The organism is Acetivibrio sp. MSJd-27 (assembly GCF_018918095.1).
Taxonomy (GTDB): Bacteria; Bacillota; Clostridia; order UMGS1840; family HGM11507; genus HGM11507.
Window position 1 is genome coordinate 32,055 of record NZ_JAHLPV010000015.1, and the last position, 22,201, is coordinate 54,255.

Below are 22,201 nucleotides of genomic sequence, written 5' to 3' on the forward strand. Positions count from 1 at the left end.
ACGTTGAATATGAAAGAAACGCCGCAGGAAAGCGGCAGATTGGAGTAACAGCAATCTATGGACGAGCATTCGCGACGATGGGAGCAAAAAAAGTATCAAAAAATTCTTTTTGACATGGACGGCGTTATCACCTCAGAACGACAATATTGGACAACGGCAGCACTCACTGTATTTGAACTTTATTATGAAGATGAGGAATTGAACATTGCTTGGTGTGAAGAAAATGCAGCTGCAGTATCTCACCGTATTTTTAACAATGATGAGACCATCAAAGTCTTAAAAGCATTGGGTGTCAATACCAATTGGGATTTGGCATATCTGACGCTTCTTGCCGCCAGCGTGAAAAAGGCAGAGGGCGAACCGGATGAATCGATTTGGGAATCGGTAACTGAATTTTTCTATGACAATGGGATAAATGCACCGGAGTTGTATGATTTTGCAGCAGAATCTGTCTGCGAACTCTATAATTTTGAGTTTGACACGGTGAAACGTATGGGCAAGCTATGGCACAATGTTCAGGATGTATTTCAGCAGTGGTATATGGGTGATGAATTCTATGAATGCGTTTACGGACGGCATCCACAGCGGGGAAAAAAGGGGCTTATCAGCGGGGAACAGCCGCTGTTCCCTGTTGCGGAGATAAAACAGTTGTTGAAGAATTTGAGGAAAAAAGGGTATTGTCTTGGAATCGGAACGGGCAGAAGTACTCTGGAAATCAGAGAACCTTTGGAAATGTGGGGCATTCGGGAGCTGTTCGATGAAAAATCCGTTGTAACCTATGATACCGTGGAACGGGCTCAGAAAAACTGTGTCGGCCTTCAGTTGGCAAAGCCGCATCCCTATGTATTTTTAAAAGGCGCTTTGGGTTGCGACTATCCCGATCAGAAGATTGTCAGCGGAGAGTATGAAGCATCGTTACGGAAAACGATATTGGTTGTTGGAGATGCAGGTGCGGATATCCTTGCGGCTAAGGCAGCTGGAATGGATTTTGCGGCAGTGCTGACCGGTGTCGCTGGAAAGGATTCCTATGACTATTTTAAAGAACTAGATGCGGATTATATACTGGACGACGTTCTGGAATTAGATAAAGTTTTGTAGAAGGGAGACTGCGGTTATGGCAATACGTGTTACAGTGCCTTTTGACAAAGAGCAGGCAGTGAAACTGAAAGCCGGTGACAATGTTTTGATTTCCGGTGTGATATACACGGCAAGAGATGCCGCTCATAAACGAATGACGGATGGATTGAAAGCTGGTACGCCGCTTCCGATGAACGTGAAAGATGCAATGATTTACTATGCCGGACCGACTCCCAGCAAACCGGGGCAGATTATTGGTTCCTGCGGGCCTACGACCGCAGGACGGGTAGACCGGTATACACCGGTAATGCTGGAATGCGGCCTGCGGGGAATGATAGGGAAAGGTGAGCGTTCCTCTGAGGTCGTGGAAAGCATGATCAAAAATAAATGTGTTTACTTTGCGGCAATCGGCGGTCTGGGAGCCTTGATATCAAAATGCGTCAAGCGTGTAGATATTATCGCCTTCGAGGATTTGGGCTGTGAAGCTGTCCGGCGTCTCGAGGTGAAAGATTTGCCGGCGGTTGTCGTGATTGATTCCAAAGGGAATAATCTTTATCGCCAAGCAATTGAAAAATATGCGGTAAAATGAGGGATTGTTATGCATGAAGGACATCGTGAACGAGTTCGCAAACGTTTTATAAAAGAAGGAATTGATTCCTTTGAGCAGCATCAGATTCTGGAATTGATTCTTTTTTATGCAATTCCGAGGAAGGATACCAATGAAATTGCACACCGGCTTCTGGAAAAGTTTGGAACATTCTCCAGAGTGCTGGAGGCGGAGCCGAAAGATCTGATGCAGATTCCGGATGTTGGGGAAAATGCAGCATGCCTGCTTTCCCTGTTTGCGGGTGTTTTTCGTGTGTATTCCCAAGACAAAATGAAAAAAAAGACAGTGCTTAATCATTTGGAGGACATCTTCGCATATGTACGGTCTTTATATCACGGCCGGCTTTATGAAACGTTTTTTCTGATCTCTTTGGATGCGCAGAACCGTGCCCTCCATTCTGAAATCATTATGGAAGGGACAATCGATGAGATTGCTGTTTATCCAAGATTGGTGGTAGAGGCCGCACTGCGGCACAAGGCCTACTCGGTAATTATTGCACACAATCACCCTGGTGGTTCAGTCATGCCTTCCAAGGTAGATGTGGAGGCCACACGCCATATTGCAAAAGCGCTTAAAACAATTGATATCGGTTTGAAAGATCATATCATTGTGACAAATGAAAATTGCTTGAGTTTCCGGGAAATGAAGCTGTTAAATTAAAGGCGCTGCATTCTGTACATGCAGCGCCTTTTTGTGCTATAAGGGAAGCGTTTGTTTTCAGATGTCAAAGGATGGTTTTTTCTGTCCTATGTTTTCCAATAGCCGGAACAAAGCACTGTCCTTTGCCTTTGCCTCCAGCATGATATCAGCATCTTGTCCAAGTTCCTTTAGAATATCGAGAAAATCGAGAAAAGATTGCGTATGAATATAATTGCTGTGAGCTCTCAGGTTTTTTCCATCCTTCGGAGTAGAAAAATGAATTTTTGGAGGAAAGCCTGTCTTGTCCCAAGTCTGAAAGATATCGTCAAGCAATTTGGGAAAGGATATGCTGCATCCATTGCAGAAATGATGATGGGCATCGAATACAAAAGGAACTTGTAGATGTCGGCATACTTCAAGGACATCTTCCGCATGATAAACTTTATCATCGTTTTCCAGGATAATGCGTTCGGAGACAGCAGGAGGCAGACGTTTAAAATGATCGCAGAACCGCTGCTTTGCTTTTTCCTTGCTGTCATACTTGCCGCCCAGATGCAATACCAGTGCATATTTTTTGTCCGTAAGCCCCATCAGGTTCAACATGTTGTGATGATGATTCAAATCTTTTATGGTTTTTTCCAGAATTTCATCGCTGGGGGTTGAAAGAACCGTAAAGTGATCGGGATGAAAAGAAACGCGCAGGTGATGCTGTAATACCAAATTCCCAATTTCCTGAAACTGTGTTCTGCATTGGGAGTAGGAAAAAGGCGGCTCCTCAAAATAGGTTGCGAGCGGAACCAATTTTGAGGAAAAGCGGTAGACATCAATATGGTGGGCAATATTATGGGTCAAAATGCGCTTGGTATTCACTAGGTTTTTGACGACAGTGTTTTTCAGTTTTCTCGCTTTTGCCTGCTTTGTATCCAGCTTGCTCAACGTTTTTAAAGTGACGGTTCCGGAGGGGGAGGCGTCATGCAGATTCAAACTCATTGCGACATATCCAAGGCGTATACGCGGCATATTTTTCTCTCTTTTCTCTGTTTTTTACAGACTGCTTCTGCCCGGACTTATAAAAGAAAAATCCTTCGGATAATTCCCAAGATAGAGGGAGCAAAGCGCTTTTCCAGCATAGATAGAGGATAATACGCTGCTTGTTCCATAGGGCAGAGCATACAGCAGAGAAGGATTAACTGGCTCTGCACCTACAATTGGAAGAAAATCTCTCGTTTCAATTGTTTTTGAAACGGTTCGACGGATAATTTTTTGCCGTTTGCCTGTCAGTTCATACAAAAAGTGTTCTAACTGGTTCGACTTCGACAGAATATTACGGCTATTTCCGATGGTTTCCAATAAAATTTGCTGTTCTTCTGTAACATAAAAGCGGGTATTTGTCCGTATGTTTTGAAAAATGGTATTTTTCCATTGCGAGTCAAGGTTTTCCAATGGTTCGGAAAGAAGCTGGCATCGGCAGGACTTCTGGCCAAATTTCCGTTCTGTGAAAAGGTCTGTTTCCGATCCAGCAGCGCAAATGATAATTTTGCTTGTTATGATGTTGTGATAATTGGTTTTGCAAAGATAGCGCTCTGCGGTATTCTGAAACTGAACCGCTTTGGTATTTTCAAATACTTTCAAACCGTTTTCCACTGCACAGTCAATCAAATAATGCATGAATGAAAACGGATGAATGGTTCCTGCCGCATTTTCCTGAAAAATTCCCGTTTTCATCGGTAAACCCGGGAATGAATTAAGCAGACTGCAGGGGATGTTTTTTTCTTTCCGGCAAATGTATTCCAGGGTTAGCTCATTTGTTCCGGTTATGGTATCGGAATAGAGCAGATAATCCTTCTCGTTATAACCGCAGCGATTCACCAGAACATCTGGAAGTTCTTTGAAATTCTGCAGCATATCACGATAAAAAGAGTATGGAAAATTTGGGAATTCTGACAGCGTTTTTCTGCGGTTCACAGTGTTTTCGGGAACCAACTGTAGGATTCCGGTATCCGATGAGGTTCCTTGATAGCCCAGTTTTTCGGCTTCGATTAAAACCGTGTCGATTCCCGCCTCGGTGAAAAAGTAGGCAAGGCATGCACCGGTCAGTCCGCCCCCGACAATCAGAACATCTGTTTTTATATCTTCATTTAAATAGGGAAATGTCTTTGTTGTTTGAGAATTCATTTGAAGCACTCCTTTATTCATATCATACCCTGATTTCTTTTTAATAACAGTCCAAATGCCGTAAAGATGTGTCAATTTGATTGCTTTAAAACAGTTTGCTATTGATAAATCTATTTTTATTTTATCAAAGGAAGGTGCAAAATACAACTCAGGAAACAAAATATATGGAACAACTTTGAAAAATAATCCAAACTCTTTGTGCCAGTTTCCTAAATTGTTTCCCGGAAAATAGTGAAAATGGGAGATAAGCCCTTAAAATTTACTGAAAAATAAAAGAAAATTGTACAATATTTTATGAAAAGCTCTAGATCTTTTTCACAAAATTTGATATAATATATATGTTTATTTGGCAAAAATTTAACAATCATTATAAGCATGGAGGGAATCATACATGAATGAGGTGAAGGTTGCCCCCTTTAAGGGGACAAAGGAGCAGGAAGCGGAGTTAAAAACGGTGATCGACAAATATCGTGATACCAATGGGGCTTTGATTCCGATTCTGCATGAGGCGCAGGAAATATATGGATATCTTCCGCTGGAGGTACAGAAAATTATTTCCGAGGAATTAAACATTTCTATGGCGGAAATCTATGGAGTTGTTACTTTCTACACCCAGTTTTCCCTGTATCCGAAGGGAGAATATAAAATAGGCGTGTGTTTGGGGACAGCGTGCTATGTAAAAGGCTCCGGCGAGATTCTGGAGAAAATTAAGCGGAATTTAAATATGGAGGTCGGCACCTGCAGTGAGGATGGCAGATTTTCGATTGATGCCACGCGCTGTATAGGCGCTTGCGGTTTAGCTCCCGTTATCACCATAAATGAAGATGTTTATGGCAAATTGACAGAGGATCAGGTTGATGAAATTTTAAGTAAATATAAATAAAATAGAGGGGCAAACAATATGCTGTTATCCGATATTAAGTCCACTTTGACAGCTCAGGTTTTGACCGGCGAAAGCGAAAAGGAACTTTGTGAAACTGAAATTCATACGGCCTGCGGATGTGACCTGATGAGTGATGTTCTGGCCTTCGTCAAGGATCAGACGTTGCTATTAACCGGCCTTATCAACTCCCAGGTAATCCGGACGGCTGAGATGATGGACATTGCGGCGGTTTGTTTCGTGCGCGGAAAGGTTCCGCCTGCGGATGTGATTGGGCTGGCAAGAGAAAAGAACATCGTTTTGCTGGCTACCGAATATCCTTTATATGCGGCGTGCGGCATGCTGTATGAAAAGGGGTTGGGAGGTCGTTCCGGTGGTTCTTCAGTATCAGATTCCCGGCAATGATTTCTCATCAGCAGGCGAGGCTTCCAGCAATTTTAAAACAGTGCTGAAAAAGCTGGGACTTCCGTCTCAGACGATCCGCAGAGTAGCGATTGCGATGTATGAGGCTGAAATCAATACGGTCATACATGGCGGCGGCGGTGAATGCAAAGCGGAAGTGAACGGAGACCGGATCCGGATAACCTTCTGTGACCATGGACCGGGAATTCAGGATGTAAATCTTGCCATGCAGGCGGGGTATTCCACTGCTTCTGAAAAAATCCGGGAATTGGGATTCGGAGCTGGAATGGGTCTTCCTAACATTCAGAAATATGCGGATGATTTACAGATAGATACAGAGATAGGAAAGGGTACTACATTGGTTCTGACTGTGAATTTGTGAGGTGAGGCTATGTCGTATTTTCATTCTGTTACGCTTGACAGGGAAAAATGTCATGGGTGTACGAACTGTATCAAGCGCTGCCCAACCGAAGCAATTCGTGTGAGAGGCGGAAAAGCAAAAATTATCAAAGAGCGTTGTATTGACTGCGGGGAATGCATCCGGGTTTGTCCGTATCATGCAAAATTAGCGGTGACGGATCCGCTGGAGATGCTGGAGGAGTATGAGTATAACATTGCTTTGCCGGCGCCTTCGCTGTATGGGCAATTTAAGCATAATGCCAATATTAATAAAGTGTTAACCGGACTGTTAAAGATTGGATTCGATCATGTTTTTGAGGTGGCAAGAGGCGCTGAATATGTCAGTGCCGCGACAAGGGAACTGATGGAACAGGGAAATCTGCAGCTTCCGGTGATTTCATCGGCTTGCCCCGCTGTGGTGCGGCTGATACGCGTCCGTTTTCCTGATCTTCTCGGCAATGTAATTCAATTGCTTTCCCCTATGGAAGTGGCTGCAAAGCAGGCGCGGGAAGAGGCACGATTGCGCACAGGCTTGGAGGCTGACAAAATCGGTGTGTTTTTTATCACACCCTGTCCGGCAAAAGTCACCAGCATCAAAGCGCCGCTTGCAATTGAAAAATCCTATGTCAGCGGAGCACTTTCCGTCAATGACATTTATGTGAAGCTGCTTCCGGTCATCAAAAACATGCAGAAACCGGAAACGCTTTCATGTTCCGGCTTTGAAGGGATCTCCTGGGCGCGGAGCGGAGGGGAGAGCGAAGGCACAAAGTCTTTGAAATACATAGCGGTTGACGGCATTAACCATGTGATGAAAATTCTGGAAGAGATAGAGGATGACAAACTGGAGGATATTGAATTCATTGAATTGTCTGCTTGTACCGGAGGGTGTGTCGGTGGTGCGCTGAATGTGGAGAATTCATTTGTATCCTCAACAAGAATCAAAAATATGGCGGTGGACAAACCGGAATCCACTCCAGTGGCGAAAATAAATATTCCGGAAATATCCTGGAAGAGAAGAGTGGAAGCTGCCCAGGTTATGAAGCTGGATGATGACTTCAATGAGGCAATCCGCAAGATGGAAGAGATGGAACGCATCTATCAAAGCATGCCGGATTTGGACTGCGGTTCCTGCGGAGCACCATCCTGCAGAGCATTGGCGGAGGATATTGTCCGTGGATTCGGCAATGAAAATGACTGCATTTTCAAAATGAGGGAACGGGTCAGGGAACTGGCTAAGGAACTGTTTGACCTGGAAGCCCATCCCTACGGCAGTTACGGGAATGAGAATGATAGATAGAAAGGAAGCGCTGTTTTGAAATTATCAGAATTGATAAAACGTTTGGATTTGAAACTTTTGACAAAATCTGATTTCGAAGACAGAGAAATCACCGGCGGATATTGCGGCGACTTATTAAGCTGGGTGATGGGCAAAGCAAAACCCGGAAATGTCTGGATCACCATAATGAGCAATGTCAATATTGTTGCAGTTGCTTCGCTGACAGATGCAGCGTGTATCCTGCTTTCGGAAAATATGAACCTGGAGAGGGAAATCATTGAAAAGGCCGATGAACAGGATGTGGTTATCCTTCGCTCTTCCAAACCAAGCTACATACTTGCGGCGGAAGTGTTTCAGGCTGTTGAAAAGTAGTATGGTATACTACGATTTTCATATTCATTCCGCGCTTTCCCCTTGCGGAGACATTGATATGACGCCCAATAATATTGTCAATATGGCGGCTTTGATCGGCCTTGACGCCATAGCTGTTTCCGATCACAATACAGTCGGAAATGTAGGAGCGGTAGTGAAAGCGGGAGAAAAGGCAGGAGTCACCGTGATTCCGGCAATGGAAGTAGAAACAGCGGAAGAGATACATGTCTTGACGCTTTATCCCAGCCTGGAAAGCGCTGAATATGCGGGCAATGAGGTGTATAAACATCTGCCTGAAATAAAAAACCGTTCTGATATCTTCGGGGAGCAGCTTTTGATGGATGAAAATGATGAGGTCATCGGGAGGGAAGAGAAGCTTTTGATTTCGTCCACCTCACTTTCTGTTAACATGCTTTTTGATTTGGTAAAGGAAAGCGGCGGACTTTTTATCCCAGCGCATGTGGATCGGCATTCTTACAGTGTCCTGACCAACTTGGGATTTATACCCGATGACTTGCCGATTGCATGGATTGAGATATCCAAACGGGTGACGGATTTGGATGCGTATTTCAACAGCAGGCCCGAACTTCGGGGGTATCGCGTTCTTAGAAATTCGGACGCGCATTATCTGATGGATATTTCGGAGCGGGAGGCCTCCCTTTCGAGCAGTGTGGAAGATATCTTTGATTTCCGGAGGAAGAGATGAAAGAGCTGTCACTTCACATTTTGGATATTATTCAGAATTCCGTGAACGCCGGGGCAAGCATCATTGAAATTGAGATAGAGGAAGAAGAAAAAGAAGATATTTTCCGATTTTCCGTCAAGGACAATGGCTGCGGAATGAGCGCGGATTTTTTGAGGAAGGTAAAGGATCCTTTTACAACAACCCGGACAACGAGAAAGACCGGACTTGGAATTCCGCTTCTGGAAGCTGCTGCGGTTCAGTGCGGCGGCAGACTGGATATTGTATCAGAGCCTGGAAAAGGGACTGCTGTAACGGCCGTTTTTCAGAACTCCCATATTGACCGCGCTCCTTTAGGAGACATGGCTCAGACGATGGTAACGGTTATTTCCGGCAGTCCGGAAATCGACTTTTTATATACACATATCAAAAACGGTCAATCTTTTGTGTTTCAAACAGAGGATTTAAGGCGGGTCCTTCAGGGGGTTCCTCTTGATACGCCGGAGATTATCGGATGGATTGAGGAGGCAGTCCGGGAAGGACTTGCGGAAATTCAGGTAAAATGATTTCTATGATATATTTTAGGAGGAAAGTATGAAGAGTTTAGCAGAATTGCAGGAAATCCGGAACAAAGTTCTGGGACAGGTGAACTTGCGCAAGGAGCGTGAGGATGGCATCCGCGTTGTTGTCGGAATGGCGACCTGTGGAATCGCGGCCGGGGCAAGGCCGGTTTTGAACGCCTTTTTAAGCGAGATCGGCAAAAGGGAATTAAAAGATGTGATGGTGACCCAAACCGGATGTATTGGTATGTGCCGTCTGGAACCGATTGTTGAGATCTATATGCCGGGCGAGGAAAAGGTAACCTATGTAAAAATGACAGAAGACAAGGTTGCCAGAGTGGTTGCGGAACATATTGTCAACAAACAGCCGGTTGTGGAATATACCATCGGCGCAGTAAAAGATTAAGTGGGGGTATAAACAGATGAACATGTACAGAGCACATGTATTGGTATGCGGCGGAACTGGCTGTACTTCTTCGGGTTCTGCGAAAATCCAGGAGGAATTTACAAAGGAGATTCAGAAGAAAGGTCTCGAAAATGAGGTGAAGGTAGTACAGACAGGCTGTTTCGGTCTTTGTGCGCTGGGACCGATTGTCATTGTCTATCCGGAGGGGGCTTTCTATAGCATGGTGAAACCGGAAGACGTAGCGGAGATTGTGGAAGAGCATCTTCTGAAGGGAAGAATTGTACAGCGTTTGCTGTATGAGGAAACCATACATCAGGATGACGAGATTAAGTCTTTGAATGAAGTGGATTTCTATAAAAAACAGATGCGGCTTGCACTTCGGAACTGCGGTGTGATCAATCCGGAAAATATTGAAGAATACATAGCGCTGGACGGGTATCAGGCTCTTGGCAAAGCGGTGACTGAGATGAAGCCGGAGGAAGTCATTGCGGTCGTGAAGGACAGCGGGCTCCGCGGAAGAGGCGGCGCGGGTTTCCCTACAGGCCTGAAATGGCAGTTTACAGCTCAGGCCCAGGGCGATCAGAAGTATGTCTGCTGTAATGCGGACGAAGGCGATCCCGGTGCATTCATGGACAGGTCTATTTTGGAGGGCGATCCCCATGCTGTGATTGAAGCAATGGCAATCGCGGCTTATGCTGTGGGGGCTGACAAAGGTTTCGTATACATCCGCGCGGAATACCCTATAGCGGTAAAACGTCTTCAGATAGCAATCGATCAGGCGAAGGAATATGGTCTGCTCGGCGATCATATTTTTGACAGTGATTTTTCTTTTGACTTAGAGATCCGTTTGGGAGCCGGTGCGTTTGTGTGCGGTGAGGAAACTGCTTTGATGAACTCTATTGAAGGAATGCGCGGCGAGCCGCGTCCCCGTCCTCCGTTCCCGGCTGTAAAGGGACTTTTCGGAAAGCCGACTTTGCTGAATAATGTGGAAACCTATGCAAACATTCCCCTGATCATCCGCAACGGTGCGGAATGGTTCGGAAAAATCGGAACGGAGAAGAGTAAGGGGACCAAAGTATTTGCATTGGGCGGAAAGATCAATAATACCGGTTTGGTGGAAATCCCTATGGGGACTACCCTGCGTGAGATTGTGGAGGAGATCGGAGGAGGCATTCCAAACGGCAAAAAATTCAAAGCGGCACAGACCGGAGGACCCTCCGGCGGCTGTATTCCCGCTTCACTGATTGATACTCCCATCGATTATGATTCTTTGATACAAATCGGATCCATGATGGGATCCGGCGGTTTGATTGTTATGGATGAGGATACCTGTATGGTGGATATCGCAAAGTTCTTTTTGGAATTTACCGTGGACGAATCCTGCGGAAAATGTGCGCCATGCCGTATTGGTACGAAACGGATGCTTGAAATTCTGGAAAAAATCACCCATGGACAGGGGACAATGGAAGATCTGGACAAACTGCAGGAATTGGCGACTACCATCAAAAATTCGGCGCTGTGCGGTCTGGGACAGACAGCTCCGAATCCAGTTTTGAGTACACTTCACTATTTCCGGGATGAATATATTGCTCATGTGGTAGACAAAAAATGTCCTGCCGGCGTTTGCAAAGCGCTGACTGCTTTTGAGATTGATCCAGATAAGTGCAGGCGCTGCAGTATCTGTGCAAAGCAATGTCCTGTTTCTGCAATTTCCGGTGATAAGCAGACGCCTTACCACATCGATAAGACAAAATGTATCAAGTGCGGTGTCTGTGCAGAAAAATGTCCCTTTAAGGCGATAGAAAAGAAATAGTGAGGAGGAGAATGACCATGTCTGAATTCGTAAATATCAAAATTAACAATAAAGAAGTCCAAGTGCCTTCTGACTATACGGTTCTGGAAGCTGCCAGAAAAGCGAATATCGATATTCCAACCCTTTGTTATCTGAAGGATTTAAATGAAATCGGCGCCTGTCGGATGTGCCTGGTGGAGGTCAAGGGAGTAAGAAACTTGCAGGCCTCCTGTGTTTATCCAGTATCTGAGGGAATGGAGGTTATCACGAACAGCCCGAAAGTGATGGAAGCCCGCCGCGGAAATCTGGAATTGATTTTATCCAACCATGAAAAGAAATGTCTGACCTGTATCCGGAATCAGAATTGCGAACTGCAGAAGCTTTCTGAGGAACTGGGAATCACGGAACTGCGCTTTGAAGGGGAAAATCCGGTTCTTCCGATTGACAATACCTCCACTTCACTGGTCAGAGACAACAATAAATGTATTCTATGCCGTCGTTGTATTGCAGCCTGCCGCAACCAGACGGTAGATGTCATTACAGCCAAGGAGAGAGGGTTTAACACCAATATCGGAGCAGCCTTTGACAAACCGATCAGCGATGTTGACTGCATCTTTTGCGGACAGTGTATCGTTTCCTGTCCTACCGGTGCGCTTACCGAGCGGGACGACACCAAAAAAGTTTGGAATGCCATCAAAGATCCTGAAAAACATGTTGTATTTCAGACTGCCCCGGCAGTCAGAGCGGCATTGGGAGAAGAGTTCGGCATAGAAATCGGCACACCGGTAACTGGTAAAATGGTAAGTGCAATCCGAATTCTGGGCGCGGATCGCGTATTCGACACGGATACAGGTGCTGACCTGACAATCATGGAGGAAGGAACCGAGTTTATTGAGCGGTTCACTAAAGGGGAGAATCTTCCTCTGATTACTTCCTGCAGCCCCGGATGGGTAAAATTCTGTGAACATAATTATCCCGAGTTTTTAGACAATCTTTCCACCGCAAAATCTCCTATGGAGATGTTTGGGGCGGTTCTGAAAAATTTCTATGCGAAGAAGATGGGGCTCAAACCGGAGGATGTGTATGTTGTTGCAGTGATGCCGTGCACCTCCAAGAAGTTCGAGGCCGCCAGAGAAGAGATGAATACCACCGGCGGAAAAGATATTGATGTATCCATCACCACCAGGGAACTGGCGAGAATGATCAAATCCTGCGGCATTGATTTTAAGAATCTGGAGGAGGAAGCGTTTGACCAGCCCTTTGGCGAAGCGACAGGCGCCGGCGTTATCTTCGGCGCAACCGGCGGCGTTATGGAAGCGGCACTGCGCACGGTCAGTGAAGTGCTGGAAAACAAACCGCTGGAAAAACTGGATTTCGAGGCTGTCAGAGGGGTAGAAGGCGTGAAGGAAGCGGCGTTGACCATTGCCGGCAAAGAGGTGAAGGTAGCTGTTGCCCACGGCCTGAAGAATGCAAGAAAAGTACTGGAGAGCGTGAAGAGCGGCAAAGCACACTATGACTTTATCGAGATCATGGCATGTCCCGGCGGATGTGTCAACGGCGGCGGTCAGCCGATCCGCAGCGCAAAATTCCATATGGATCACGATGTGCGCGCACTGCGTGCAAAGGCTTTGTATCAGGAAGATGCAAATGCGTCGATGCGCAAATCCCACGAAAACCCTGTTATCACAATGCTTTACGATGAATATTTTGAAAAACCGTGCAGTCACAAATCCCATGAATTGCTGCACACTCATTATCATAAGAGAGAAAAAATCTAAGAGGTTTATTCCATGTTTGAATTTTACAATCATGTGAAGGAGATTACCTTAATTTTTCAAAATGGCAGGCTCATTTTTGCAAATGAGTCTGCCTTACACTTTTTTCATTGTTATTTTCATACGATTGAGGGGAAACCAATTGCATTCTTCTTTCAGAACAGTTTGTCGGAAGGCACAGAAACACTTTCTCTGTGCAGCGGCGGCAGTTTAACCTGCGAGTGCAAACGTTTTGTGCAGGATGGAATGGAATTTCTTTTGATTCATCAGACTGCTGAAAATGAGCAAGAAGGGGAGATACGTCTTACGACACCGAAAGCGATGTATGATCCGCTTATGATTGGAAAAGCGGCGGTAATGGCACAAAGTATCACCGATTCCATTCAGAATATTATAGAATCAGCCGATCATCTTTTGCGTGAAGAGCATATTCAGCTGAAAATGCGGGAAGAACTGCAGGAAATATCAAAAAATGCAGGGGATGTCTACCGTAAAACAAAGAAAATGCTGGAGGAATATGAGACGCTCAGCCTGAATCAGGAACCCTTGGTGTCCTGCTTTGATTTAAAGGAGGCTGTTGGGAAATCTTGCCGGCGGATAGAGGAGTATCTTATCCTGGAAAAACTGCCTGTAAACCTTCGTTTTTCAAGCCGGGATCCAGCTTGTCTGATTCTTGCGGATAAACAGCAGGTTATCAAGGCGGTAACCGGTTTGATTGCCGGTTCTGTCCGCTATTTAACGGACCATGAGGAAAAGGGCCGCATTAATGTCAAAGCCTATGCAGAACAAAATTTTGGAAAAGTGATTATAGAAGACAATGCAAAAGAGCCGTCCAGCATTCTTGAGAAGCTTGCTTATGCGGATACCTTTCCGCTTTCTATACCGTCTGACAGGGAAGTGCTCAGCCTGCAAATGCTCAATTCATTGATCGAGAAAAACAATGGAAGCATTCATCTTTCAAAGAACAAGGGAATCGGAATGCGATATATGATCCGGTTCCCTCTGATGGATAAAAACAGATTTTCGGAGAAGGAAAAAGAGGTGGATTATAAATCCATCATATGTAATGAAATGGAGTTTTTTCTTTCAGTGTAGAAAAATGATGTGTTGATTTGTATATATCGCACAAAAAAAGAGAGGAAAAAATGCATTCTTCGTGTAATCAGAGAATAGATTTTTTCTGAGAGATTTGGTATTATAATAAACGAACCACACGATTTTTTTCCTTCCCTCCTTTTATTTTATTATAGATAATCGACAAGAATTCCGTTATAATTCTTTGTCGATTTTTTTTGCATATACTAGGAAAAATATTACAATTTGTTCAAGCTTTATTCATAAATAATTTTGACATTCGTCATATTTCTCTGATATAATACTTTTATAATCAAGTATAATAAAAGCAGATCGTCCTCCGCTGGCTGCTTAGCAGGGGGGCAAAGCGGATGGAGCTGTTTCGGATTTTGGAAACCGTATGATAAAAGGGGTGTTTGACAATGAACAGTAAGATAAAAATTTTGTTTGCCGACGATGACACGAATATCTGTGAACTGGCAAGGCTTTATTTGGAAAAAGAGGGATTTCAGGTTGTTCTGGTCAATGATGGAAAACAGGCGCTGCACGCTTTTTCCCGTGAAAAACCAAACCTGGTCATTCTAGATATCATGATGCCTTATTATGATGGATACCAGGTATGCAAAGAAATCCGAAAGGATTCCCAGGTTCCGATTATCTTTCTGACTGCAAAAGGGGAAGTGTTTGATAAGGTGCTGGGCTTGGAACTCGGAGCGGATGATTATATGGTAAAACCCTTCGATGTAAAGGAACTGATTGCAAGAATAAAAGCTGTTCTGCGGCGCTTTGAATCGGAAAAGGAACCGGAGAAGACAGATGAAGTAACCTATGATAATATTACCATCAATCTGTCAAACTATCAGTTGATCATAGACGGACAGGTATATGAAATTCCCCCGAAAGAATTGGAGCTTTTGTTTTTTCTGGCGTCTAATCCCAATAAAGTATTCACGCGTGATCAGCTTCTCTCCAGCGTATGGGGGTATGACTATTTCGGCGACTCCCGAACCGTCGATGTCCATATTAAGCGGATCCGCGAAAAAATAGAGGATAAAGGAACGATCTGGAGCTTAAAGACTGTCTGGGGTGTAGGCTATAAGTTCGAGGTTCGGGAGAATGAATAAGAGTATTTTTTCAAAGTTTTTTGTCAATTATCTTGTTGTAACTTTGATTTCTTTTTCCCTTCTAGGGCTTATGCTGTATTCTTTCCTTGGAAATTATGCAGTGGAGGAGAAACAGTATAATCTTGTATTGGCTGGGAAAAAACTAAGTGATATGACTGCTTCTATCCTCAAAAGCAATTCCGAACAATTAGAGGATTTTTATGACGCTACTCTGGATATTATGAGTAAGAATCTGGATGTTACCATCCTTTTGGCGGATACCAGCGGCAGCATCAAGTCCTCATCGTCAGATACGAGACTGTATAACAAACGATTTTCCGTTCCAAAGGATATTTTAAAAACTGTGAACGAAAATAAAATATCAAAGAGCATAAATGATTTTGACGGTGTTTTTGAGGTGGATGTTCTTGTTGTAGGTACTCCGATTAAAATAGAGGATACCGTGATAGCCGGTGTTTATCTGATAGCCGATATTCCGGAACTTTCGAAGCTTAGAAAAGATGTGCTGCGGATTTATTTAATTTCGGTTATGCTGGCGTTTTTCGCGTCTTTTATGATTATTCTTCTATTGTCAAAACGGATTACGGATCCCATTAAGGAAATCAGCAAGGCGGCTAAAAAATTGGCTTCCGGTGATTTTACTGAGCGGGTGAGGCTAATTTCTGAGGATGAAATCGGGCAGCTGGCGGATACATTTAATGAGATGGCGGATTCGCTGGAAAAGCTCGAGGATATGCGCAGAAATTTCATTTCGGATGTATCTCATGAACTGAGAACGCCAATGACGACCATCACAGGCTTTGTGGAGGGGGTTTTGGATGAAACAATTCCTCCTGAAAAACAGAAGTTTTATCTAAAAATCGTTCTGGATGAATCCAAGAGGCTCTCAAAGCTTGTCAATGATCTGTTGGATATTTCAAGAATTTCTTCTGACCAGAAGCCGCTTGAACTCTCTCATTTTGATATCAATGAATTGATACGGCTTTCCGTGATCGGCTTTGAAAGCAGATTTAATGAAAAGAAATTGGAAGTAAATGCCTTCTTTGAACACGAAAACGAAATGGTTACGGCAGAAAAGGACAGCATCAAGAGGGTAGTGACCAATTTGCTTGACAACGCCATTAAATTTAGCTATGAAAAAGGTCAGATTGATATCAGTACAAAGGTTACGGGCAATAAGGTTTCTGTCTCGGTTCGAAATACGGGAGTTGGCATCAGTGAGGAAAACCGAAAATCGATTTTTGAACGTTTCTTTAAACAGGACAAATCCAGAAGCGTAAACAAGTCGGGTGTCGGTCTGGGCCTGTATCTGGTGAAAAGCATCATAAAGAAACATGGGGAAATCATTTCGGTGGACAGCGTGGAAAACGAGTATGCCGAATTTACATTTACCTTGCAAAAAGCGGTTTCGTCAAAGAGCGGCGCTTAAAGCTGATTCTGAAAAATATTTTATTTAATTTGTGTTTATAGAATATTCATATTTATATGATAAAGTATCATTATCAAATATAAAAACAGAAAGAGGTAACTCACATGGATGACAATCAAAATTTCAATCAATGGAATAAAGATGATTTTGAAATGAATCGCGAAAAGCAGAAAGAAGAAAAATATTTTTCTTATACCGAGCAGTATCCAATGCCTAAGAAAAAGAAAAAAGGTTTCTTTAAAAAACATATGCGTGCAATTGCGATCATTGTGCTTTCTGCGGTTATCGGTTCTGGGGTAACTGCGATTGGATTTTCCTTTGCCATTCCTTATTATGTGGATAAGCAGATTGCCAAGTCAGGACAATATGACAATTTAAACGGAAATGAAAATTTCACTCCTACGACGAAGGGAAACACGGATAGCATGTCGGTTGCGGATGTCGCGGCTAAGGTTGGACCAGCAGTTGTCGGCATAGTATCTAAAGTTCCCCAGAGTTCTATCTTTGGCACTAATTATGCAACAGCAAGCGGATCTGGTTTTATCATTAGCGAAGATGGCTTGATCGCAACCAACAACCATGTGATTGAAGGCGCGAAAGATATCACTGTTATGCTAAGCAACGGTGAATCCAAAAAAGCAACTGTTGTAGGAGCGGATGCCACCTCCGATCTGGCTGTTATCAAAATGGAAAGCGGAAAATATTATTCTTCTTCCCTTGGAAGTTCCGGAGACCTTCGGGTGGGCGACAGAGTTGTGGCCATTGGAAATCCGCTGGGGCAAGAATTTGCAGGCAGTGTGACGGTGGGGTATGTCAGTGCACTGAACCGTACCGTTACAACGGGTAATAAAACAATGAATCTGATTCAGACGGACGCGGCTATCAATGAAGGAAACTCAGGCGGGCCCTTGGTAAACCTGCAGGGAGAAATCATTGGTATCAATACGTTGAAGATGGCGGCTACAGGCGTCGAAGGATTAAGCTTTGCCATTCCGATGGATGAAGCAAAGCCCATTATCAATGATCTGGCGAACTATGGATATGTAAAAGGCAGACCCGTGATAGGACTGACAGGAAGAAATATTACCAGCGAGGCAGCGAAATACTATGGTTATCCAGAGGGGATTTTTGTGGAAGCTGTCACAGAAGGTGGGGCAGCACAAAAAGCTGGTATTCGCAGAGGCGATATTATCACCCATTTCAATAACGAGCGGATAAAGAGCATGGAAGAATTGAATGCAAAGAAAAATAAATTGAAAGCCGGCGACACGGTTTCCATTGAGCTCGATCGTTCGGGAGAGATTATAAAGCTGGAATTACAGCTTTCCGAAGAAACAAAAGAATAAGCAGTTCTGAAATATTATATATTGTAGTTTTAGATAAAGAAAAATGCACAGCTGTCTGGGATAGGCAGCTGTGCATTTTTGTTTCATAAGAGGGGGGATTGTATTCCTGGTGAAGAGGGATAGAAAGGCAAGCGAATCGATAGAATTTATGACAGTTTTTCAATATAACTTTTTAAACTTTCCAATTCGCCGATTAGAGGAGTACCGATGACTTTAGACAATGCCTGGTTCAATTCCTCATATTGATTCCCTGTGATGATGATTTCCTCATCTTGATGTTCTCTGAGAATTTCAATTCTGTGATCAATTTCCTGTATGATTTCTGATTTTAAATTTGAGTGCATAGTTACCTCCTTAATGTGTAAAACTAGGGGGAGTTGTTCTGGGAGCATCGAAATGATTGGAAGGCGATGGTGTTGATAAGTTGAAGTATAGCTTTGAATCCTCGGTCACGCCAAAGTCATGGTTTGAACCAGTATCCTGCACTTTGTTGAACGCTTCACGGAAGAGGGCGTTATGCGCTTCCTCACGGTTCAAAAGAAAATCAATCGTTTGACGTACATAGCTGTCTTCTATCTGCCGGTAAAGGTATTCATAGACGACTTTTGCCCTTTGTTCAGATGCAATGTTAGACAGCAAATCTGCGCAAAGATCTCCGGTTACGGTAACATAGTCCGATGTCCAGGAATAACCCGACGCATTAATCAGCCCCGGATTTAGCCCCATAATGACATGGCTTTGTATTTCTCCGGCCTGAATCTGGCTGGCATCTACATCATGTCCGTTCAAAAGATTTATAGTCGTTGCAACCATTTCCATATGGGAGAGTTCTTCCGCTCCGATATCCATGAAAAGATCTTTGATTGCAGGATCTTTTATGCGAAAGCTTTGGGAGATGTACTGCATGGCCGCTTTTAGTTCTCCATTCCCTCCGCCGAGCTGTTCCTGCAATAGAGCGGCATACTGGGGATTTGCCTTCTCAACTTTTACATTTTCTAATAATTGTTTTTCGTGTTTAAACATTTTTTTCTCCTTTTGATGAAATAATTTTAAGAGATTTCATTCATATTATTGTTCACAGCAAAAGAAATATGTTTCTATGTATTTCCGGGCAGAAAAAAGGCCTGCGATTCGCAGGCTGGAAATATTTTATTCAATATTAATTTTTTTGATTTTTTCTGTTTCTGATGTGTGAAGTTTTGGCATGGTCAGTTCCAATACACCATTTTTATATTTTGCTTTAATCTGTTCTGTATCGACATCCGAAATATTGAAACTTCTGGATATGGAATTGTAACTACGTTCCTGGCGTATGAATTTGCGATCCTTTTTTTCTTTTCGCACATCCTGCTGTGCATGAATGGTCAAATAATTTCCATCAATGTCGATATGAATATTTTCTTTGTCAAAGCCTGGCATCTCAGCTTCCAAAAGATAATGATCTCCTTTGTCTGCAATGTCGGTTTTGCAGGATGTTGTGAAACCATCAAAAAAGTTTTTTTCCATGTCATCAAACATTCTCATCATATTTCTTTCTCTTCTGTCAAAGGGTATTAAGTCGAACATATAAAAACCTCCAGTCATAAGCTTTCTTATTTTATTCGTGTTCCGGTGAAATGTCTGCCGGAAAGATTTTGTGTTTTGTTATCTGTCGTAAGACAGAACTTTCATTCTTTTTGAAACATTGCAGACGCCTTCTTTTCTCTTTTTTATTTACACTTACAGTGTACCCTTATTTTGTTAAAAAAGATGCGGTTTCCTATGAACAAAATGTTAATTTTAGCACTCTGTTATTGAGAGTGCTAAAATTTCAAAAATACTGGATATTTGCTAAATAATCTGATATAATGAAGAGTAAAACAAAATTTAATATGTTATTTTGTTGTATTTACCCAGTTGTAAAGGCAGAAAAAATATATTTGTGTCTATTTTTCAAATTGACATAGAAAATAAAAAGCAATAAAATAATGATATTATGGATAAAAGGAGAAATCTTTGTGAAGAAAAAGATTGAAAATATTCGCAATATTGCGATTATTGCCCATGTTGATCATGGTAAGACAACGCTTGTCGATGCAATGCTGCGGCAGAGCAAAGTGTTTCGCTCAAATGAACAGGTTGAAGAAAGAGTCATGGATTCTAATGATCTGGAGAGAGAAAGAGGTATTACAATCCTTTCTAAAAATACAGCTGTCATGCATGACGGGGTCCGGATTAATATTGTTGATACGCCAGGACATGCGGATTTTGGCGGCGAGGTAGAACGGGTGCTCGGCATGGTAGAAGGAGTACTTCTGTTGGTCGATGCCTTTGAAGGGGCAATGCCACAGACACGTTTTGTCTTGAAAAAGGCATTGGAATTAGATTTAAAACCTATTGTTGTAGTAAATAAAATCGATCGTCCGGAGGCAAGACCGCTGGAGGTAGTGGATGAGACAATTGATCTGTTTATTGATCTGGATGCAACGGAAGAACAGTTGGAATTTCCGGTAGTATATGCTTCCTCAAAAGAGGGTTATGCTATGCTGGAGATTGATGACACTGCAGAGAATTTGGAAAAGCTGTTTAAGACAATTATCAGTGAAGTTCCTGCACCTGAAGGTGATCCGGAAGATGGTCTGCAGATGCTTATCTCCAATATCGACTATGATGAGTATGTGGGAAGGATCGCTGTCGGGAAAATTAATCGGGGCACACTGGAATACGGTCAGACGGTTGCTGTCTGTAAAAAAGATGGTACAACCGTCAACAGCAAAGTGGGGAAAATTTATATATATGAAGGATTGAAGCGCACTGAGACTCAGAAAGTGAGCGTAGGAGATATCGTCTGTATCTCTGGTTTGGGGGATATCAATATTGGGGAAACTCTTTGTGCAACAGATCGTATTGAACCCCTCCCTGTAATAGAGGTAGATGAACCAACACTTTCTATGAATTTTCTTGTTAATAACAGCCCGTTTGCTGGCAAAGAAGGGACCTATGTGACCTCAAGGCATTTGAGAGATCGTTTGTTCAAAGAAATTGAAACCAATGTTAGCCTGAAGGTGGAGGAGACAGATAGTGCTGATTGCTTTAAGGTGTCAGGGCGGGGAGAGTTGCATCTTTCTATACTAATTGAAACAATGAGAAGAGAAGGCTATGAATTTCAAGTTTCCAAGCCTCAGGTTATCATGAAAGAAGTCGATGGAAAGAGAATGGAACCGGTTGAACTTTTGGTCATTGATGTGCCGGAAGAATATGTTGGAAATGTCATTGAAAAGCTTGGAAACCGGAAAGCAGAAATGGTGAATATGCAACCTATCAACAATGGGAGCTATACCAGAATAGAATTCCGTATACCATCCCGTGGATTAATTGGATATAGAAGTGAATTTTTAACCGATACCAAAGGAAACGGAATCATGAACTCCATGCTGGACGGATTTGAAGAGTATAAAGGAGAAATCCAGGGTCGGCAAAGAGGTGCGATGGTAGCGTGGGAAACAGGCGACTCTGTTACTTATGGACTGTATAACGCTCAGGGGCGCGGACGCTTGTTCATCGGTGCCGGTGTTCCCGTTTATGAAGGCATGATTGTTGGGGAAAACGCAAAGAATGAGGATTTAACGATCAATGTTTGTAAGAAAAAGCATATTACAAACACACGAGCATCTGGCTCGGATGATGCGCTTCGGCTGACACCTCCTGCACAGCTGAGTTTAGAGCAATGTCTCGAATTTATTGAAGACGATGAATTGGTGGAGATTACTCCTAAAAATATTCGGCTTCGCAAAAAAATACTCAATAAAGATTTGAGAGCAAAAGCTAGAAATAAATAAAAAATATATATAAAAAGTATTGACATTTTCTTTAGGATATAGTATTATAAACATCGTTGAAAGAAAATGTCTTTCTTTTTTATAATATAGGAAATTGCACGGAATTACGCGCAATTGTATGTTTCAAAAAATATTAAAAAATAATGAAAAAAGTATTGACATTTGTTTTCTATCTTGATATAATAATCAGGCACTGTTAAGTGAGACGACAAAATATAACAATTTCTTTATACTAACTTAACATGCCAACCGGTCCTTGAAAATTGAACAACATGACGGTCCTAGCAATAACTTAGAGTTTAAAAACAAGTACAACTCAAGTAGAAACGAGTAAAAAGGAAACGACAAACAAAGTTTGTTTAAAGGGG

General features: G+C 43.0%; 23 protein-coding genes. 18 read left to right on the forward strand and 5 right to left on the reverse strand.

What is annotated here, in order from left to right; genetic code table 11:
- Positions 1–57: 57 nt before the first annotated feature.
- The 3 genes from KQI32_RS06910 to KQI32_RS06920 are packed head-to-tail and all read left to right on the forward strand — an operon-like array spanning position 58 to position 2,344.
- Positions 58–1,098 carry an HAD family hydrolase gene (locus KQI32_RS06910; protein ID WP_216424452.1) on the forward strand — a complete coding sequence of 347 codons (1,041 nt, stop codon included), beginning with the start codon at positions 58–60 and terminating at the stop codon, positions 1,096–1,098.
- Between the two features lie 16 nt (positions 1,099–1,114).
- A complete protein-coding gene (locus tag KQI32_RS06915; RefSeq protein ID WP_216424453.1) occupies positions 1,115–1,666 on the forward strand; it encodes a Fe-S-containing hydro-lyase in 552 nt (183 codons plus the stop codon).
- A 9-nt stretch (positions 1,667–1,675) separates the two neighbouring features.
- On the forward strand, positions 1,676–2,344 hold the full coding sequence (locus tag KQI32_RS06920; RefSeq protein WP_216424455.1) for a RadC family protein: 669 nt from the start codon (positions 1,676–1,678) through the stop codon (positions 2,342–2,344).
- A gap of 57 nt (positions 2,345–2,401) precedes the next feature.
- Here the strand turns inward: KQI32_RS06920 and uvsE are convergent, their stop codons facing one another.
- Entirely contained in the window at positions 2,402–3,343 is a 942-nt protein-coding gene (uvsE, locus tag KQI32_RS06925) for a UV DNA damage repair endonuclease UvsE (RefSeq protein ID WP_177691541.1), read from the reverse strand.
- A 24-nt stretch (positions 3,344–3,367) separates the two neighbouring features.
- Positions 3,368–4,498, reverse strand: a complete 1,131-nt coding sequence (locus KQI32_RS06930) for an FAD-binding oxidoreductase (protein ID WP_216424456.1) — start codon at positions 4,496–4,498, stop codon at positions 3,368–3,370.
- A gap of 391 nt (positions 4,499–4,889) precedes the next feature.
- On the opposite strand from KQI32_RS06930, the gene KQI32_RS06935 reads away from it, so the two are divergent.
- The 14 genes from KQI32_RS06935 (at position 4,890) to KQI32_RS07000 (ending at position 18,015) form a co-directional block, all read left to right on the forward strand.
- A complete protein-coding gene (locus KQI32_RS06935; RefSeq protein ID WP_177691539.1) occupies positions 4,890–5,381 on the forward strand; it encodes an NAD(P)H-dependent oxidoreductase subunit E in 492 nt (163 codons plus the stop codon).
- A gap of 18 nt (positions 5,382–5,399) precedes the next feature.
- Positions 5,400–5,783, forward strand: coding sequence for a hypothetical protein (locus tag KQI32_RS06940; RefSeq protein WP_177691538.1), 384 nt, complete (start codon positions 5,400–5,402; stop codon positions 5,781–5,783).
- Complete coding sequence (locus tag KQI32_RS06945) at positions 5,752–6,162, forward strand: ATP-binding protein (RefSeq protein WP_374197060.1); 411 nt, start codon at positions 5,752–5,754, stop codon at positions 6,160–6,162. The genes KQI32_RS06940 and KQI32_RS06945 overlap by 32 nt, the downstream gene beginning before the upstream one ends.
- A gap of 9 nt (positions 6,163–6,171) precedes the next feature.
- Positions 6,172–7,476 (forward strand): [Fe-Fe] hydrogenase large subunit C-terminal domain-containing protein, encoded by a 1,305-nt coding sequence (locus KQI32_RS06950; protein ID WP_177691536.1) that lies wholly within the window; start codon positions 6,172–6,174, stop codon positions 7,474–7,476.
- Positions 7,477–7,491: 15 nt separating this feature from the next.
- Positions 7,492–7,827, forward strand: a complete 336-nt coding sequence (locus KQI32_RS06955; protein ID WP_177691535.1) for a DRTGG domain-containing protein — start codon at positions 7,492–7,494, stop codon at positions 7,825–7,827.
- A gap of 1 nt (position 7,828) precedes the next feature.
- A complete protein-coding gene (locus tag KQI32_RS06960) occupies positions 7,829–8,533 on the forward strand; it encodes a PHP domain-containing protein (protein ID WP_216424466.1) in 705 nt (234 codons plus the stop codon).
- On the forward strand, positions 8,530–9,075 hold the full coding sequence (locus KQI32_RS06965) for an ATP-binding protein (RefSeq protein ID WP_216424457.1): 546 nt from the start codon (positions 8,530–8,532) through the stop codon (positions 9,073–9,075). The genes KQI32_RS06960 and KQI32_RS06965 overlap by 4 nt, the downstream gene beginning before the upstream one ends.
- 28 nt (positions 9,076–9,103) lie before the next feature.
- On the forward strand, positions 9,104–9,475 hold the full coding sequence (locus tag KQI32_RS06970; RefSeq protein WP_177691533.1) for a ferredoxin: 372 nt from the start codon (positions 9,104–9,106) through the stop codon (positions 9,473–9,475).
- Between the two features lie 22 nt (positions 9,476–9,497).
- Positions 9,498–11,288: an NADH-quinone oxidoreductase subunit NuoF gene (nuoF, locus tag KQI32_RS06975; RefSeq protein ID WP_374197062.1), complete on the forward strand. Its 1,791-nt coding sequence runs from the start codon at positions 9,498–9,500 to the stop codon at positions 11,286–11,288.
- A gap of 17 nt (positions 11,289–11,305) precedes the next feature.
- Positions 11,306–13,045: an NADH-dependent [FeFe] hydrogenase, group A6 gene (locus tag KQI32_RS06980; protein ID WP_216424458.1), complete on the forward strand. Its 1,740-nt coding sequence runs from the start codon at positions 11,306–11,308 to the stop codon at positions 13,043–13,045.
- A gap of 12 nt (positions 13,046–13,057) precedes the next feature.
- Positions 13,058–14,137, forward strand: a complete 1,080-nt coding sequence (locus KQI32_RS06985; protein ID WP_216424459.1) for a hypothetical protein — start codon at positions 13,058–13,060, stop codon at positions 14,135–14,137.
- A gap of 401 nt (positions 14,138–14,538) precedes the next feature.
- Entirely contained in the window at positions 14,539–15,240 is a 702-nt protein-coding gene (locus KQI32_RS06990) for a response regulator transcription factor (RefSeq protein ID WP_177691529.1), read from the forward strand.
- On the forward strand, positions 15,233–16,669 hold the full coding sequence (locus tag KQI32_RS06995) for a cell wall metabolism sensor histidine kinase WalK (protein WP_177691528.1): 1,437 nt from the start codon (positions 15,233–15,235) through the stop codon (positions 16,667–16,669). The genes KQI32_RS06990 and KQI32_RS06995 overlap by 8 nt, the downstream gene beginning before the upstream one ends.
- A gap of 104 nt (positions 16,670–16,773) precedes the next feature.
- On the forward strand, positions 16,774–18,015 hold the full coding sequence (locus KQI32_RS07000; protein WP_216424460.1) for a S1C family serine protease: 1,242 nt from the start codon (positions 16,774–16,776) through the stop codon (positions 18,013–18,015).
- 146 nt (positions 18,016–18,161) lie between these two features.
- Here KQI32_RS07000 and KQI32_RS07005 read toward each other — a convergent pair whose 3' ends face one another.
- The 3 genes from KQI32_RS07005 to KQI32_RS07015 all read right to left on the reverse strand — a co-directional run bounded on the left by KQI32_RS07005 (position 18,162) and on the right by KQI32_RS07015 (position 19,581).
- The gene (locus tag KQI32_RS07005; protein ID WP_177691526.1) at positions 18,162–18,359 is read right to left on the reverse strand and encodes a hypothetical protein; all 198 of its coding nucleotides are present in this window, start codon (positions 18,357–18,359) and stop codon (positions 18,162–18,164) included.
- A 10-nt stretch (positions 18,360–18,369) separates the two neighbouring features.
- Positions 18,370–19,038: a manganese catalase family protein gene (locus KQI32_RS07010; RefSeq protein WP_216424461.1), complete on the reverse strand. Its 669-nt coding sequence runs from the start codon at positions 19,036–19,038 to the stop codon at positions 18,370–18,372.
- Positions 19,039–19,164: 126 nt separating this feature from the next.
- Entirely contained in the window at positions 19,165–19,581 is a 417-nt protein-coding gene (locus KQI32_RS07015; RefSeq protein ID WP_216424462.1) for an Hsp20/alpha crystallin family protein, read from the reverse strand.
- Positions 19,582–20,012: 431 nt separating this feature from the next.
- Here KQI32_RS07015 and typA point away from each other — a divergent pair, with 431 nt between their 5' ends.
- Entirely contained in the window at positions 20,013–21,833 is a 1,821-nt protein-coding gene (gene typA, locus KQI32_RS07020) for a translational GTPase TypA (protein ID WP_374197061.1), read from the forward strand.
- Positions 21,834–22,201 lie beyond the last annotated feature (368 nt).